The organism is Microbacterium sp. Leaf151, assembly GCF_001424225.1.
GTDB lineage: Bacteria > Actinomycetota > Actinomycetes > Actinomycetales > Microbacteriaceae > Microbacterium.
This window is the reverse complement of the sequence record NZ_LMOR01000004.1, coordinates 1,017,364-1,032,488: the sequence shown is the minus strand read 5'-3', so window position 1 is coordinate 1,032,488 and position 15,125 is coordinate 1,017,364. Positions and strand designations below refer to the sequence as shown.

Genomic DNA, 15,125 nt, shown 5'->3' with positions numbered 1-15,125 from the left:
CGGCTCTCGGCGCGGAGCGCGACGGCGCGGAGCGTGTGGGTGAGCATGCCCGACCACGCGAACATCGCTCCGCACGAGATCGTCTCGAACAGGGCGAGGTTGATCGTGGCGGTGACGAAGAGCGCGATCGAGAGGGCGAGCCACACCAGGGCGATACCGGTGCTGATCGCCATCCGCGCTCCGAGCCGGCGCAGCATGATCGGAGCGCTCACGAGCAGGACCAGGAAACCGAGCACCATCATGGCCGCCACTCGGTCGTGGAGGTCCTTGTCGGTGTTCAGCGGCACGCATCCCACCAGAGCGAGGCTGATGCCGACCACGTTCAGGCAGATGCACGCGAGGGTCGCGGACCCGCGGCGGACGGTTTCTCGACCGAGGCGGCGGAGATCCCGTCTGACGAAGAGGGCGAACACGACGACCATGAGTCCGCTGACCTTGAGCGTCGTATTGAACAATGCACTCGAGAAATCACCGAAGATTCCGAGTTGGCTGAAATGCAGCTGCCACCACAGCGGGTCGCTCGTGGTGGCCATGGAAAGCAGTAGTCCGCCCAGCAGGACAGATAGCACTGCCCCGCCGACGTGCAGTGACGGCACGGCTGTGAGGCGGCGGGAGAGGCCGCCGAGGCGCGGCAGGCGGAGGATTTCGGGGTCGACGGACGGGAGCGCGGTGCTCATGTGGGGGAGTCTTTCCTCGGGACGGAACGGGACCCCCAGCACGTGGGATCCTCGGCCCCCGTCGGCTTCAAACGGACTATTGCCGAGAGAGCCGTGGTTCTCGGCCGCCCCGGCCTCGACGATTACCGTCACCGCAAATGGTAGCTTTTGTCCGCGTGAATTGAATCCGCTTGTTCTTTCTTTTTCCCCCAGGTCACAAAACAATTTTCTTGTCCCCCAAATGGGGGACAAGCTGCGGGTTTCAGGAGAAGCGGACGCCCCATTCCCGCGCCAGGACGGACCCCGGCTGCAGGGTGTCGAGATCCGTCCCCGTGGCGAAGGCGTTCGCCGGTGCCGTCATGGGTTCGATCGCCACGGCGAGTGGGTGCCCCGGGTAGCGGTCGGTCGTGAAGACCTGGACCCATCGGAAGCCCTCGTCCTGCCAGAGTTCCAGGCGGCGTCCATCCGGGGCGGTGAGCGTGTGGCGGGCGCGGCCTTCGGCATCCCGGTCGAGGCCGCGATAGCCGTTGTCGAGTGAGGCGTCGCCCAGCCGCCGGCCGCCGCGCAGGTCCGTCGCGTCGTCGACGGCCACTTCGTCGACGGGGATGTTCCGCTCGTCGACCACGAGCGTCGTCGTACCCGTGGAATGCACCACGAGATCCTCGGTCGCGACGCCGCCGATCTGGAAGTAGGGGTGCACGCCCAGTGCGACGGGGGCCGATCTCGCCCCGACGTTCTCGATTTCGTGCGCGACGCGCAGCCCGTCGGACTCGAGCGTGTAGGTGACGCGCGTGCGCAGATGGAAGGGGTACCCCGTCTGCGGCACGACGTCGGCGCCGAGCACCACCCGTTCGTCGGTGTGCTCGATGGGCTGGTACACCCCGAATCGAAGGAGGCCGTGGCTGGCGTTGCCGAACTTCGGCTCGCTGATCGCGAGCTGCTGATCGTCACCGTCGAAGGTGTACCGGCCGTCGCGGATACGGTTCGGCCACGGCACCAGAACGACCCCGGACGCCGCGGGCGTGGGCAGGTCGTCGGGATAGCGCGGCACGAGGTCGACGCCGTCGACGGTGAGGGCGCGAAGCGCCGCACCCACCTGGGTGACCTCGGCGGACGAGCGGGGTCCGCGCAGGTGGAAGCGCTGGCCGGTGGGATCGGCGGTCATGACGAGGCCTTTCTGGAGCGGGGTGGACGCTGCAGCCACGGCCGCAGCAGGCGGGTGACCCACGGGAGCACCGCGTAGGTCATGACGGGGGTGAGCATGAGGGTCGTCGCCAGCACGCGCAGGACGAGCGGGACCTCGGCGAAACCGGGGATGAAGCCCAGCAGCCAGGACGCGAGGAGGTTGGTGGGGAAGAACCCGACCCAGATGGTGACGGCCTGCTTCCACCGCGGGGGCGCGGACGGCACCGGCTGCTGCACGGGCGAGGTCGTGGCATCCGCGGGGGCGAGCACGGAACCGAACGAGGCGTCGAACCAGCCCTCGATGCCCGTGCGGCGCTCGACGCGCTCCTCGCGCGCGAAGGGGCGGCCGGAGTCGAGCCACCACTGCCGCTGCGACGAGGACTCCCATCCCTCGAGCGTGGCGATGTCGCGGAACCTGTACAGCATGTACCAGAGGTCGCTGTCTTCCCCCGCGCGCACCCACCCCGAGCCGAGGAAGCCCGGGAAGGCGGTCGCGAGGTCGGTGCCGGCCTGCATCCAGGAGGTCGCTTCGGCGGTGCGCGTCGGATCGATGCGCCGCTCGATCGCCACCGTGATGGGGTGGGCGTCGGTGTCTGCCATGCGTCCATCTTCCGTCAGGCCGCCGCTCCCGTCGGCGCCGGGCTCTCTTTCGGCGCACCTGGTCCCGCTCGCGGCGCACCTGGTCCCGCTCGCGGCGGACCTGGTCCCGCTCGCGGCCCACCGCGTCCCGCTCGCGGCCGACCTGTTCCCGCTCGCGACCGACCTCGTCCCACTTTCGGGGGGACGGTGTCCCATATACGGCTGTCTGCGGCACACCCAACCAGCCATAAGTGGGACACGGGTCCTCCGAGGGGTGTGGATGCCATTCCCAGGCGCGGGCTGTAACGTGGGGCGGTCGGCTCTGGACACCGTGCGTGATGCGCGGATGGGTTTGTAGTCCAAGGGGCCGATGGACAGGACGCGATCGCGGCCTCGACCATCACTAGTGAATTGGCCCCCGGCCGACGAGAGTCCGGGTCTCGCACCGCCATGAGCGGCGCCGCTGTTTCGCGCGAACAGAACCCAGGAAGTTTCCTCATGCCCAAGAACAAGAAGCCCGCCGGCGGTCGTCCCGCCAAGAACTTCGAGCCGCGCTATGCCGCTCAGACCTCGTTCCAGGACCGCAAGCGTCGTCCCGGTACGGAGGGCCCCGCCAAGCCCGGCAGCAAGAGCCCGAGCCACCGCGGCTACCGCCCCGAGGCGGAGTCGGCCGGTGACAAGGGTCGCTGGAACGCCTCCGATCGCGCCGGCCGCAGCGAGGCCCGCACCATCCGCACCTCGGCTCGCGACGACCGCCCCGCTCGTTCGTTCGAAGACCGTCCGGCGCGTTCGTTCGATCGCAGCGACCGTCCGGCGCGTTCGTTCGATCGCAGCGACCGTCCGGCGCGTTCGTTCGACCGCACCGACCGCCCGGCTCGTTCGTTCGATCGTGACGAGCGTCCTCGTCGTGATGCGGGAGAGCGTCCGGCGCGTTCGTTCGATCGCAGCGACCGCCCTGCCCGTTCGTTCGAAGACCGTCCCGCGCGTTCGTTCGACCGCAATGAGCGCCCTGCTCGTTCGTTCGATCGTGACGAGCGTCCTCGTCGTGATGCCGGTGAGCGTCCGGCTCGGGCGTTCGATCGCAGCGACCGTCCGGCGCGTTCGTTCGACCGCACCGACCGCCCTGCTCGTTCGTTCGATCGTGACGAGCGTCCTCGTCGTGACGCCGGTGAGCGTCCGGCTCGGGCGTTCGACCGCAGCGACCGCCCGGCTCGTTCCTTCGACCGCAGCGACCGCCCGGCTCGTTCCTTCGACCGCACCGATCGCCCCGCGCGTTCGTTCGACGAGCGTCCCGCCCGTTCCTTCGAGCGTCGGGACGACCGTCCGGCCCGCAGCGACGACCGTCCGGCGCGTTCGTTCGATCGCAGCGACCGCCCCGCTCGTTCCTTCGATCGCGCCGATCGCCCCGCGCGCTCGTTCGATCGTGACGAGCGTCCTCGTCGTGATGCCGGTGAGCGTCCTGCTCGTTCGTTCGATCGCGCCGATCGCCCCGCGCGTTCGTTCGACGACCGGCCGCGTCGCAACGACGGCCCGAGCCGCAGCGACTGGAACAACACGCCGAAGCGCTCCGCCGAGCACGACCAGCGCGTCGACGTCGTGCACGAGCGCCTGCAGGCGCAGGCCGTGGATGCGGCGACCGAAACCGGCGCCGGCTTCGCCGAGCTCGGCCTCGGCGACAACCTGGTGCGCGCCCTGGCAAGCCTCGGAGCGGCGAGCCCCTTCCCCATCCAGGCTGCCACGGTGAAGCCCATCCTCGACGGCCGCGACGTCCTTGCCCGTGGCCGCACCGGCTCCGGCAAGACGATCGCCTTCGGCGCCCCGCTCGTCGAGCGGATCCTCCGCGCCCAGGCCGGGCAGCGTCGTGAGTTCGGACGTTCGCCCAAGGCGCTCATCCTGGCGCCGACCCGAGAGCTCGCCCTGCAGATCGACGGCACCGTCCAGGTGCTCGCGCGCAGCGTCGGTCTCTTCACCACGCAGATCTACGGTGGCGTGCCCCAGGCACGTCAGGTGGGTGCGCTGAAGAAGGGCGTCGACATCGTCATCGGCACACCCGGTCGCATCGAGGACCTCCTCAACCAGGGCAAGCTCGACCTCTCGCAGGTGCAGGTCACCGTGCTCGACGAGGGCGACCACATGTGCGAGCTCGGGTTCCTCGAGCCCGTGCAGCGCATCCTGCGCGCGACCGCCGACGGCAGCCAGAAGCTGCTGTTCTCGGCCACGCTCGACCGTGAGGTCGCAGCGCTCGTCGACGAGTTCCTCGTGGAGCCCGCCGTCTACGAGGTCGCCGGCGAAGACCAGGACTCCGGCACGATCGAGCACCGCGTGCTCGTGATCGACCACCGCGACAAGGCCGAGATCCTCGGTTCGCTCGTCGACCGCGCGGGCAAGACGCTCGTCTTCGCCCGTACCCGCGCGTACGCCGAGATGCTCGCGGAGCAGTTCGACGATGCCGGTGTCGCCGCGGTCGCCCTGCACGGCGACCTCAACCAGCAGAAGCGCACCCGCAATCTCGAGAAGCTCACTTCGGGACGCGTCAACGTGCTCGTCGCCACCGACGTCGCCGCCCGCGGCATCCACGTCGACGACATCGACCTGGTCATCCAGGCCGACGCGCCCGACGAGTACAAGACGTACCTGCACCGCTCGGGTCGCACCGGACGCGCCGGTCGGACCGGCACCGTGGTGACCCTCATCACCCGTCAGCGTCAGCGTCGCATGACCGAACTGCTCGACCGGGCCGAGATCCAGGCGCCCTTCGAGCCGGCGCAGCTCGGCGATGACCTGATCGAGGAGATCTCGGGTCGCCAGCTGTCGAACGTCACCGCGTAAGCGCGTGCATCGAAACCCCCGTCGCATACGCGGCGGGGGTTTCGCGCGTCCGGGACCGGGCGGCTCCGTGTGTTCAGAACAGCGTGGGCTCGCTCGCGGGCGCGACCCGTGGTCGGGCGGATGCCGTGACCCCCGTGCTGCGGACCGGTCCCAGGGTGCTGCCCGCGGGCGTGCGGGCGGCGAGTCCCGGCTGCGGACGACCGCGCGGGTGCTCGTCTTCGTCCCAGCCGTCGAGCCGGTGCATGCGCAGCAGCGGGCGCATGCGTTTGCCGAGCCACGCGCGGTAGGCCTTCGGCGCGCTCGTGGACACGCCGGGGTAGAGACCGCGGTACGACGAGACGAGGTGAGGGCGCTCCCGTTCCAGCCACTGCAGGAACCACTCCTTCGCTCCCGGGCGGAGGTGCAGGGCTCCGTAGACGACGCGGGCCGCGCGCGCGGCGCGGATCTGCGCGAGGGCGTCGTCGAGCACGGCGATGGAGTCGGTGAGGTGCGGCAGGATCGGCATGAGGAAGACCGTCACGCGGAAACCCGCGGCCGTCGCGGCGCGCACGGTGTCGAGGCGTGCCTCCGCGCTGGGCGTGCCCGGCTCGATCGACTTCTGCAGGGCGTCGTCGAAGACGGCGATCGACATCGCGAGGGTCACTTTCACCTCGCGCGAGGCGTCGGTCAGCAACGGTAGGTCGCGACGCAGCAGGGTGCCCTTCGTGAGGATCGAGAACGGCGTGCCGTTCTCGGTGAGCGCCCCGACGATGTCGGGCATCAGGCGGTACCGCCCCTCGGCACGCTGGTAGGGGTCGGTGTTCGTACCGAGCATGACGGGTTCGCGTGCCCACGACCCGCGACGAAGTTCGGTGCGCAGCACGTCGGCGACATTGATCTTCACCACGATCTGCGAATCGAAATCGGCGCCGTAGTCGAGGTCGAGGTATTCGTGCGTCTTCCGGGCGAAGCAGTATGTGCATTGATGACCGCAGCCCCGGTACGGGTTCACTGTCCAGTCGAACGGCATCGCCGAGGCGCCCGGGACGCGGTTGAGAGCGCTCTTGGCCATCACCTCGTGGAAGGTCATACCCGCGAACTCGGGCGTGGTCACCGACCGCACCAGACCGTCCATACGCTCCATGCCGGGGAGCGCGGCGGCGTCGTCGACGCCCAATTGTTGACCTTGCCACCTCATGCCCTCAGTCGAACACATGTTCGATACATGCGCAACATCAGAGGTTCGGAACTCGATGATGACGTCGAGACGGGGGAGAGTGCCGTCCGTCAGCGCAGCAACTGTTCCGCGAGAAATCGCAGTGCCTGAGCGTCCGCCTCGAGGCACTCCTCCTGTTCGCGCCGCGTCTGCGCGTCGAGGTCGCCATCGGCGAGCAGCCGGCGACTCACCTGGCGGCTCTTCGCCACGATCTCGAGAAGGAACTCCTCGTCACCCTCGGCGAGCGGGACGGCGAGATGATCGTCGTCCCGCGGCCAGCCGCCGGTGGCGCGAGGGCCCGGGTGCCGTTCGGCGGCCACGCCGCCGGCATGTTGGATGCGGACGGCGCGCGCGGCGACCAGCGGGTCACCTCCCACTCGTTCGACCGACCCGGTGTTGCCGAGCGTGGCGTACACCGTGTGCCAGACCGGCATCGGAATGACGAGCTCGTGCGTCGGTGGTGTCGTGTCGACGGGGGAATCCGCCAGGTCCTCCCACGGCACGCCGCCCTCGGTCGGTACCAAGACCGGGTCGTCAGGGCCACCGGGAGAGAAAGCGGTTGCCGTGAACGGGGGCGCGCCGTCGGCGCCGGGTGTCGCGCTCAGCGTGAGCTCCTGTCGCGACCCGAGGAGCACGCGGGTGAGGGCGGCGCCCGAGTCGAGGAGCTCGTCGAGCGTGGCCGCCAGGTCGGCGTCGTCGGCTTCGGCGTCTCCGCGAAGTGCGGCGCGCAGCACGGTGCCGCGCAGCAGCTCCTTCGCGAACGATCCCGTCGTTCCCGCGGCCCGGTCGGCGGCGGCATCCAGGGCTTGTTCCGAGAGCGTCAACCCGTGGGCGTACCGCCGGAACAGGCGACGCCGATCGGCCTCGTCGGGGAGGGGGATCTCGACGCCGAGATCGACACGGCCCGGCCGGGCGGCGAGGGCCTCTTCGAGGATCTGCACGTGATTGGTCGTCATCACGAAGGCGATGTCGGCATCCGGTTCCAACCCGTCGAGGGCGTCGAGTACGTCGAAGAGCACCGGCTGGGGCGAGTGGCCGCGGTCGGCCGCGACCAGATCGATGTCCTCGAGCACCACGAGCGCGGGCGCGAAAGTGCGGGCGATCTCAGCCGCGGCGGTGATGAAGCGGATGCTCGAGCCGGTGAGCACGACCGCGGTCGTGTCGGGCGTGAGTGAGAGAAGGTGACGTACCGAGAGGGTCTTGCCCGTACCGGGTGGGCCGTACAGCAGTACGCCGCGTTTGAGATGCTGTCCGGCAGCGCGGAGCGCTTCGCGGTGGTCGCCGATCCCCACGACGTGGTCGACGATGCGCGACAGTACGCCTTCGCCGAGCACGATGTCGTCGGCGGCGACATCGGGGCGGGCGAGGAAGGTGGCCCCGGCTCCGTGGCCGTACTCGGTCGGCGCGAACGACAGCACCTGCCCACGCAAGACGCTGCGTTCGATCATGAGGCGGCGGATCTCCACGAGCGCGGCGGCGGTGGCATCCGCGTCGCTTCCGATCAATTCGAGCTGTGGCTGAGGTGGTGCCGATCGTGGGTTCGCCGCACGCTGGACGATCGCGAGCGGCTGCCCCGCGAAGGTCAGCAGCCGCACGCCGAACGACACGACGCGGCGTTGCGCGTCGGCGCTGACGTCGCGCGACTCGTACGACACCGGTCCCGGCGCGAACTGCGAGTACGCGCCCGCGATGAGATCGGATGCCGAGACGTGCAGGCGTTGCTCTCCCCCTGTCACGCCGATGAGGCGCCCGCCGCTTCGTGACATCAGCTCATCGAGGGCGATGTCGGCGTCGACGTAGCGGTGCGCCGACACCGATTCGCTCGTGACGGGGAGGGTGGCGGCATCCACCCCGAGATGAGCACTCAGTTCGTCGCCCAGTGGCGTGCGGTCGCCCGCGGTGTCGGATTGCACGACGCGATGCATGTCCTGCAGGTACGCGTTCACGGCGTGCATGAGTCGGCGGTCGTCGTCGTCGAGCATGGTCCCCCCGGGTTCGGTCTCGGCCATCACAGCCTGCCGTCCCTTTCTCGGTCGGGCAACACGTAGCGTCCGTCGGGTACCCGCGAGGGGAGCATCGCGCAGGGTTCGGAGCGGGGTCACGCCGCTTTCAGGATCCGGCGAGAGAATGGGTCGAGTGATACCCCCCGATCCCGAGCGTTCTCCCCGCCGCGCCGCGCGCGCGGAGGCCGAGCGACTCGCGACGGCGGCAGTCGCGGTGACGCCCCCGGTCGAGCCGGCCACGCGTCGTCGGCTCCGCGCGGAGAGCGGAGCCCCCTCCGTACGCGCACCGGTCGGCATCCGGGCCCTTCTCGCCGTCCGTGGCGGCACACTGACCATGCGCCGCCGTCGCGCGGGTTTGCTGGTGGTCGCGTTGCTGATCATGGCGACGGGAGCCGTCGCGATCGGCGCCGCAGCCTCCGCGGGCGGGGGCGAAGTGGCGGCGCAGACCGCGACCGTCGACACGGCGCCCGCGTTCCAGGGCCCGCCCGCCGTCCCCGCGGAGGGACTCCCCGTCCCGCAGCTCGCGGCCGTTCCGGCGACCGCCACCCCGTGCGACGATCCCGCCGTCACCGCGGCCCTCGCCTCGGGAGACGACGCCGCCGTCATCTCCGCGATCGGTGGGGGAGACGCCTTCCGCGAAGCGGTGGCATCCGGAATCGCCCCGTGCGTCTCGCTGTCGGATCCGAACCGCGAGTGGGTCGTCGTCAACAAGCAGCGCCCTCTCGATCCGCTCGACTACCGCGCCGGTGATCTCGTCATGCCGCAGAACGTCCGAGCGCTCGAGGAGTCGGCGCTGCGCTCCGCTCCCGCGAGCGCCCTGACCGAGTTGGTGCGGGCCGCATCCGATGCGGGGGCGGGCGAGATCGGATTCCTCAGCGCGTTCCGCTCGTACTCGACGCAGCAGTCGACCTACGCCGGCCGCGTCGATGTGGGCGGCGTCGAGGAAGCCGATCGCGAGAGCGCTCGCGCGGGCTACAGCGAGCATCAGACGGGGCTGGCCGTCGACATCGTTCCGTGCGACGGCTCCTGCGGGACCCTCGACGACATCGCCTCGTCACCGCAGGGGGCGTGGGTGCGGGATCACGCGTGGGAGTACGGCTTCATCACGCGCTACGCCGAGGGTCGTGAGAGCGTGAGCGGATACCTGCCCGAGGCATGGCACCAGCGCTACATCGGTCGCGAGCTCGCCCGCGCCTACCACGAGGGCGGGTACACCACGCTCGAGGAGTTCTTCGGCCTCCCGGCGGCGCCGACGTATTGATCGATGGATGCCGGGAGCCCCGGCATCCGTCCGCCTGCATCTGAGGTGGCTGAGCGTGTCGAGGCTTCCGGTCGCGCGGGCTCCCGGCCCCTTCGTCAGGCTCGGGGCCCAGGTGGAAGCCTCGGGGTCGGTGGGGCTCGATCGCTTCGACGGGCTCGGCGACCTGGGTTCGACGACGCCCGTCAGTTGACGACGCCGGCGCTGCAGGTCTGCTGCGCCGCGCTGGATCCGCTGATCGAGGGCGGCAGTGCGACCGCGCCGGTCGACGGATCGACGGTCCCCGGCTCGACCTCCTCGACGGGCGGGGTCTCGCCCGGCGACTCCTCGGGTGACGGTGTCGGATCGGCGACGACGGTGCCGCCGTTGACGGCGACGTCGCCGGTGACCTCGATCGCCTGGTTCGCCGCGAGGGCATCCCAGAGCACCTGGGCTGCATCCCAGTCGGGCGCGACGCGGTTGGCATCCGAACTCGCGGTGACCGTCGGGTACTGCACGAAGACGATGTCCTCGAACGGCACGTCCTTGACCGCCTGGGCCACCTGCACGAGCGTGAGGGGATTGGTGAGGCTCTGCGTCGGGGTGACGTTGCGCAGGCCCGTGGATGCCAGCCGGAACAGCGTCGCGGGGTTGGACAGCACCTCCTCGCTGACGAGCTTGCGCGCCAACCGCGACATGTACTGCTGCTGGTTGCTCACCCGAGCGAGGTCGCTGCCGCCGACGCCGTAGCGCGTGCGCAGGAACTGGAGAGCCTCGACCCCCTGGATGGTGCGGGGGCCGGCCTCCCAGTCGATGCCGGTGTTCTCGTCGCGCATGTCGCTGGCGAGGCAGATCTCGACGCCGCCGATGGCGTTGGTGATCTCGATGACCCCTCCGAAGGTGACCATCGCGCCGAACTGGATCTGCTGGCCGCTCATGTCGGAGATCGCCGTGATGACGCACGATAGTCCGCCGTAGGTGTAGAGCTCGTTGATCTGCAGGTACCCGCCGTCGAAGCGACCGCCGTCCGAGGTGTCGCACGCGGGTGCCTCGAACACCAGGTCGCGGGGGAACGACACCACCGTGACCTTTCGCGGGGCGTCCGAGATGTGCACGAGGATGTTGACGTCGTTGAGGCGCCCCTCGGAGTCGGGCCCCTCGCAGCGCTCGCCGAAGAGGGCGATGAGGTTCTCTTCGCACGCGTCGATGCCGACGACCATCATGTTGACGCCGCCCTCGAGCCGGCCGAGGTCGGGCGGGACCGGGGGCTGGTTCTCGACGGCGACGGCCTCGTCGACGAACTCCGACGTGAGGTCGTACGCGGTGTACGAGGCGACGCCGATCGCCGACACGACGGCGACGACCGCCGCCACGGCGATGAGGGTGGCGAGTTGCCCGAGTGGATGCGGGGAACGCAGGCGGGCGTGCTGTGCGACGGTGCGACGGCGCCGGGGCATGGCTACTCCTCTTCGGGTTTCGTCGCAGTCTAGGGGTGGCGGGCGCGGGGCTGCGCCCTCGGCGACGGTACGATTCCCGGTTCGACTGACCGTTCGTTTCGGGGCTGTGACGTTTTCGGACGCCGTCCAAACTGACCGTTGGTTATCAAACCCCCCTGCGTTATGTTTGTGCAACGCGCGCCACCGCTGCCGCGCACAACGCTCAATCATCCCCCCGTTTGGAGCGCACTATGGGTCGAACCCTGCGTTCGGTCGCGGCCATCACCCTGGCCGGACTGTTCACCGCCACCGGAGCCACCGCCGTTCAGGCTGCCGACGTGGGCGAGGGGGTGACACCCCCCACGCCCATCGAGTCGACCACCGGCCGCTACATCGTCGTGCTCGACGAAGCCCCCGTCGCCACCTACGGCGGCGGAGAAGCCGGTCTGGAAGCCACCAAGTCCGAGGATGCGAAGCTGGATCCGGACTCCCCGGCGGCGCGCGAGTACTCGGCCTTCCTCGAGCAGCGCCAGCAGGACGTCGCCGACGAGGCAGGCGTCAGCCCGGACACGACGTACACAGTCGCGGTCAACGGCTTCAGCGCGACGATGGATCCGAACCAGGCGGCGAAGCTCGCCGCCACCAAGGGTGTGCAGAAGGTCGTCCCCGACGAGATCCGCCACCCTGACGCCGTCCCCTCGACCGAGTTCCTCGGGCTCGAGGGCGACAACGGCGTCTGGCAGCGCGTCGGCGGTGTCGACGCCGCCGGTGAGGGCACGGTCGTCGGCGTGATCGACACCGGCATTGCGCCGGAGAACCCCTCGTTCGCGGGCGAGCCGCTCGGAACCACCCCGGGAGATGAGCCCTACCTCGACGGCAACGACGTCGTGTTCCGCAAGGGCGACGGTTCCGACTTCCGTTCTCCCCGCGTCGCCGAGGGCAACGGCTGGTCGCTGTCGGACTACTCCACCAAGCTCGTCGGCGCGCGATACTTCGACCAGGGTGCGGCCGCCACCGGTTTCACATTCGAGGCCGACTACGTCTCGCCCCGTGACGGCGACACCCACGGCTCGCACACGGCCAGCACCGCGGCCGGCAACACGGGCGTGGACGCCGACGTGGAGGGCGTCGACTTCGGCGCCATCTCCGGCGTCGCCCCCGCGGCCAAGGTCGCCGCATACAAGGCGTGCTGGGCCGGCCCCGATCCGCTCGTGACGACGGATGACGTCTGCGCCCTGAGCGACCTGCTCGGTGCCATCAACGCCGCCGTCGAAGACAACGTCGACGTCATCAACTACTCCATCGGCGGAGGAGCTGCCACCTCCACGTTCGCCCTGGAGGACCAGGCGTTCTTCAACGCCGCCGCGGCCGGCGTCTTCGTCGCCGTCTCGGCGGGCAACTCCGGCCCCGACGCCTCCACGGCAGACCACGCGTCGCCCTGGTACACCACCGTCGCCGCCTCCACGATCCCGACCTACGAGGGCACGGTGACCCTGGGGAACGGCTTCGAGGCCGCCGGTGCCTCCATCTCGGTGCCCGCAGGTCAAACCGTCACGGCTCCCGTGGTCTACGCCGGTGACATCGCGGCATCCGGAATCGATCCGGCGAACGCGGCCCTGTGCCTGCTCGGATCGCTCGACCCCGCTCAGGCCGCGGGCAAGATCGTCGTGTGCGACCGCGGGCAGAACGCCCGCGTCGAGAAGTCGGAGGCCGTGAAGGACGCCGGGGGCGTGGGCATGATCCTCGTCAACGTCACCCCCGCTTCGGTCGACAACGACTTCCACGCGGTGCCGACCGTGCACCTCGACGCGCGCTACCGCGAGGCGCTGCTGGCCTACGTGCGAGAGACCCCGGATGCCACGGCCACCCTCATCGGCGAGAACATCACCGACGAGGTGACCCCGACCCCGCAGGTCGCGGGCTTCTCGAGCCGCGGCCCGATGCTGGCGGACGGCAGCGACATCCTCAAGCCCGACATCTCGGCGCCCGGCGTCGCGATCCTCGCCGCGGCCGCCAACGCCCCCGGCGCGGTCCCCGCGTTCGAGTTCCTCTCGGGCACGTCGATGTCGTCTCCGCACGTGGCGGGTCTCGCGGCGCTCTACCTCGGCGAACGACCGCAGGCGACCCCGGCCGAGGTCAAGTCGGCCATGATGACGACCGCCTACGACACCGTGGACGCCGAAGGTGCCGCCGTCGAGGATCCGTTCGCCCAGGGCGCCGGACACGTCGACCCGACGAAGTATTTCGACCCGGGTCTGCTGTACCTCAACGGCTCCGCCGACTGGGCGGCGTTCCTCCAGGGCAAGGGCCTGTACGACTTCGGCGTCGTGCCGATCGACGGCAGCGACCTCAACCTCGCATCGATCTCGATCGGTTCGCTTGCCAAGCCGCAGACGGTCACCCGCACGGTCACCTCGACGCAGGCCGGTTCGTTCTCGGCATCCATCGAGGTGCCCGGAGTGGATGCCGTGGTCGAGCCGTCGACGCTGGAATTCGCCGCAGCGGGCGAGGAGAAGACCTTCACGGTGACCTTCTCGCGCACCACCGCCGAGGCCGAGCAGTGGGCGACCGGCTTCCTCACCTGGACGAGCGGTGACACCCAGGTGCGCTCGCCGATCGCGATCCGTCCGACGACGGCCGAGGCTCCCGCCGAGGTCTCGGGCACGGGCCCGTCGGGCACCACGAATGTCGAGATCCTGCCCGGGATCAGCGGTGAACTGCCGCTCACCCTGGCGGGCCTGACGGCCGAGACGCTGCTGACCGACCCCGACAACCCCGTCGAGGGACACTCCGGCGACCAGGACTCCGGTGACGCCGACGGCTACGTCCGGTGGGTCGTCGAGGTGCCCGAGGGCACGACGCTCTCGCGCTTCGACCTCGACTCGTCCGACGATGCCGGCAGCGACCTCGACCTCTTCGTCTCGCGTGTCGTCAGCCCCGATGACCTGCGGTACTACGAGCGGTTCACCTCGGCGACGGCCTCGGCCGACGAGCGGGTCTCGCTGTCGAACCCCACCCCGGGTACCTACCTCGTCGAGGCGAACGTGTACTCGTTCACCGCGCCGTTCACGTGGGACATGACCTACGCGAACGTCGCCCCCGGCGGCGAGGGCCAGCTCACGGCGACGCCGAACCCTCTCCAGGTGGAGCAGGGTGTCACGACCTCGTACGACCTGTCGTGGCAGGGTCTCGCGCCCCAGACGCGATACCTCGGTGTCGTGACCTACGGCGAGTCGGCGGTGCAGACCGTGCTCACGGTGGACTCGGGAGAGGCGGCGCCGGTCGTCGTCGAGGCCCCCACCGTGTCGGGCACGGTCGCGATCAACCGCACCCTGCGGGCGACCCCCGGCACGTGGAACCCCGCCGACGTGACCACGACGTACCAGTGGCTGCGTGACGGCGAACCCATCCAGGGTGCGACGTCGCAGACGTACCGCGTGCAGCGCGCCGACCTCGGTCGCGTCCTCAGCGTGCGGGTGACCGCGACGTCTCCGACCACCGGGCTCTCGGGCACGGCCGACAGTGCCGGTGTGGCATCCGTCGTCACCTCGCGCACGGAGGTGACGGTGAGCCCCTGGGTCGGGCGCACCACCGACACGTACAAGGTGAACGTCAAGATCCGTCCCGCCGGCGGCCCCGCGGCGACGGGCGACGTGGTCGTCAGGGTCGCGGGCAAGGATTACCCCGCCACCCTGAGGGACGGTCGCGCGACGGTCACCCTCGACCCGCAGACGCGCGGCGCCAAGCTGGTCAAGGTCACCTACGGCGGCAGCACCACCGTCCAGCCCTCGAGCGCGAGCAGCGCGTTCATCGTGCTGCGGTAGTCACCGTCGAACCACAGCGGCGCCCGGGCTTCGGCTCGGGCGCCGCTGTGCTGCGTGCGGGGGCCGGGGCGCCGCTGCCGCCGAGGTCCCTGAGCGGTCGTACGGCGACGTCGTCGGGCTCAGCCCCCTGTTCGTAGGGCGGCCCCTGAGCCTCGAAGGGACCGGGGCCGCAGGGGCCCGG

Annotated in this window: 9 protein-coding genes and 1 pseudogene; 4 read left to right on the top strand and 6 right to left on the bottom strand. The window is 70.2% G+C overall.

What is annotated here, in order from left to right; genetic code table 11:
• Positions 1 to 50: 50 nt before the first annotated feature.
• The 3 genes and pseudogenes from ASF76_RS17555 to ASF76_RS15455 form a co-directional block, all read right to left on the bottom strand.
• Positions 51 to 677 (bottom strand): annotated as a pseudogene (locus ASF76_RS17555) (DUF998 domain-containing protein); the annotation flags it as partial.
• A 241-nt stretch (positions 678 to 918) separates the two neighbouring features.
• On the bottom strand, positions 919 to 1,821 hold the full coding sequence (locus ASF76_RS15460) for an aldose 1-epimerase family protein (protein WP_055959574.1): 903 nt from the start codon (positions 1,819 to 1,821) through the stop codon (positions 919 to 921).
• Positions 1,818 to 2,441, bottom strand: a complete 624-nt coding sequence (locus tag ASF76_RS15455) for an antibiotic biosynthesis monooxygenase (RefSeq protein WP_055959572.1) — start codon at positions 2,439 to 2,441, stop codon at positions 1,818 to 1,820. The genes ASF76_RS15460 and ASF76_RS15455 overlap by 4 nt, the downstream gene beginning before the upstream one ends.
• Positions 2,442 to 2,918: 477 nt before the next feature.
• On the opposite strand from ASF76_RS15455, the gene ASF76_RS15450 reads away from it, so the two are divergent.
• A complete protein-coding gene (locus ASF76_RS15450; protein WP_055959570.1) occupies positions 2,919 to 5,249 on the top strand; it encodes a DEAD/DEAH box helicase in 2,331 nt (776 codons plus the stop codon).
• Positions 5,250 to 5,322: 73 nt separating this feature from the next.
• Here ASF76_RS15450 and ASF76_RS15445 read toward each other — a convergent pair whose 3' ends face one another.
• Positions 5,323 to 6,426, bottom strand: coding sequence for an Rv2578c family radical SAM protein (locus tag ASF76_RS15445; RefSeq protein WP_055959568.1), 1,104 nt, complete (start codon positions 6,424 to 6,426; stop codon positions 5,323 to 5,325).
• Between the two features lie 89 nt (positions 6,427 to 6,515).
• Positions 6,516 to 8,453, bottom strand: a complete 1,938-nt coding sequence (locus tag ASF76_RS15440) for an AAA family ATPase (protein WP_235561328.1) — start codon at positions 8,451 to 8,453, stop codon at positions 6,516 to 6,518.
• Between the two features lie 127 nt (positions 8,454 to 8,580).
• Between ASF76_RS15440 and ASF76_RS15435 the strand changes: the two genes are divergently transcribed.
• Together ASF76_RS15435 and ASF76_RS17650 are read left to right on the top strand one after the other, a co-directional pair.
• Positions 8,581 to 9,708: a M15 family metallopeptidase gene (locus ASF76_RS15435; protein WP_235561327.1), complete on the top strand. Its 1,128-nt coding sequence runs from the start codon at positions 8,581 to 8,583 to the stop codon at positions 9,706 to 9,708.
• Positions 9,709 to 9,763: 55 nt separating this feature from the next.
• The gene (locus ASF76_RS17650) at positions 9,764 to 9,898 is read left to right on the top strand and encodes a hypothetical protein (protein ID WP_268774914.1); all 135 of its coding nucleotides are present in this window, start codon (positions 9,764 to 9,766) and stop codon (positions 9,896 to 9,898) included.
• Here ASF76_RS17650 and ASF76_RS15425 read toward each other — a convergent pair.
• Positions 9,891 to 11,141: an LCP family protein gene (locus ASF76_RS15425; RefSeq protein WP_055959564.1), complete on the bottom strand. Its 1,251-nt coding sequence runs from the start codon at positions 11,139 to 11,141 to the stop codon at positions 9,891 to 9,893. The genes ASF76_RS17650 and ASF76_RS15425 overlap by 8 nt on opposite strands.
• 230 nt (positions 11,142 to 11,371) lie before the next feature.
• On the opposite strand from ASF76_RS15425, the gene ASF76_RS15420 reads away from it, so the two are divergent.
• Positions 11,372 to 14,944: a S8 family serine peptidase gene (locus ASF76_RS15420; protein ID WP_055959562.1), complete on the top strand. Its 3,573-nt coding sequence runs from the start codon at positions 11,372 to 11,374 to the stop codon at positions 14,942 to 14,944.
• Positions 14,945 to 15,125 lie beyond the last annotated feature (181 nt).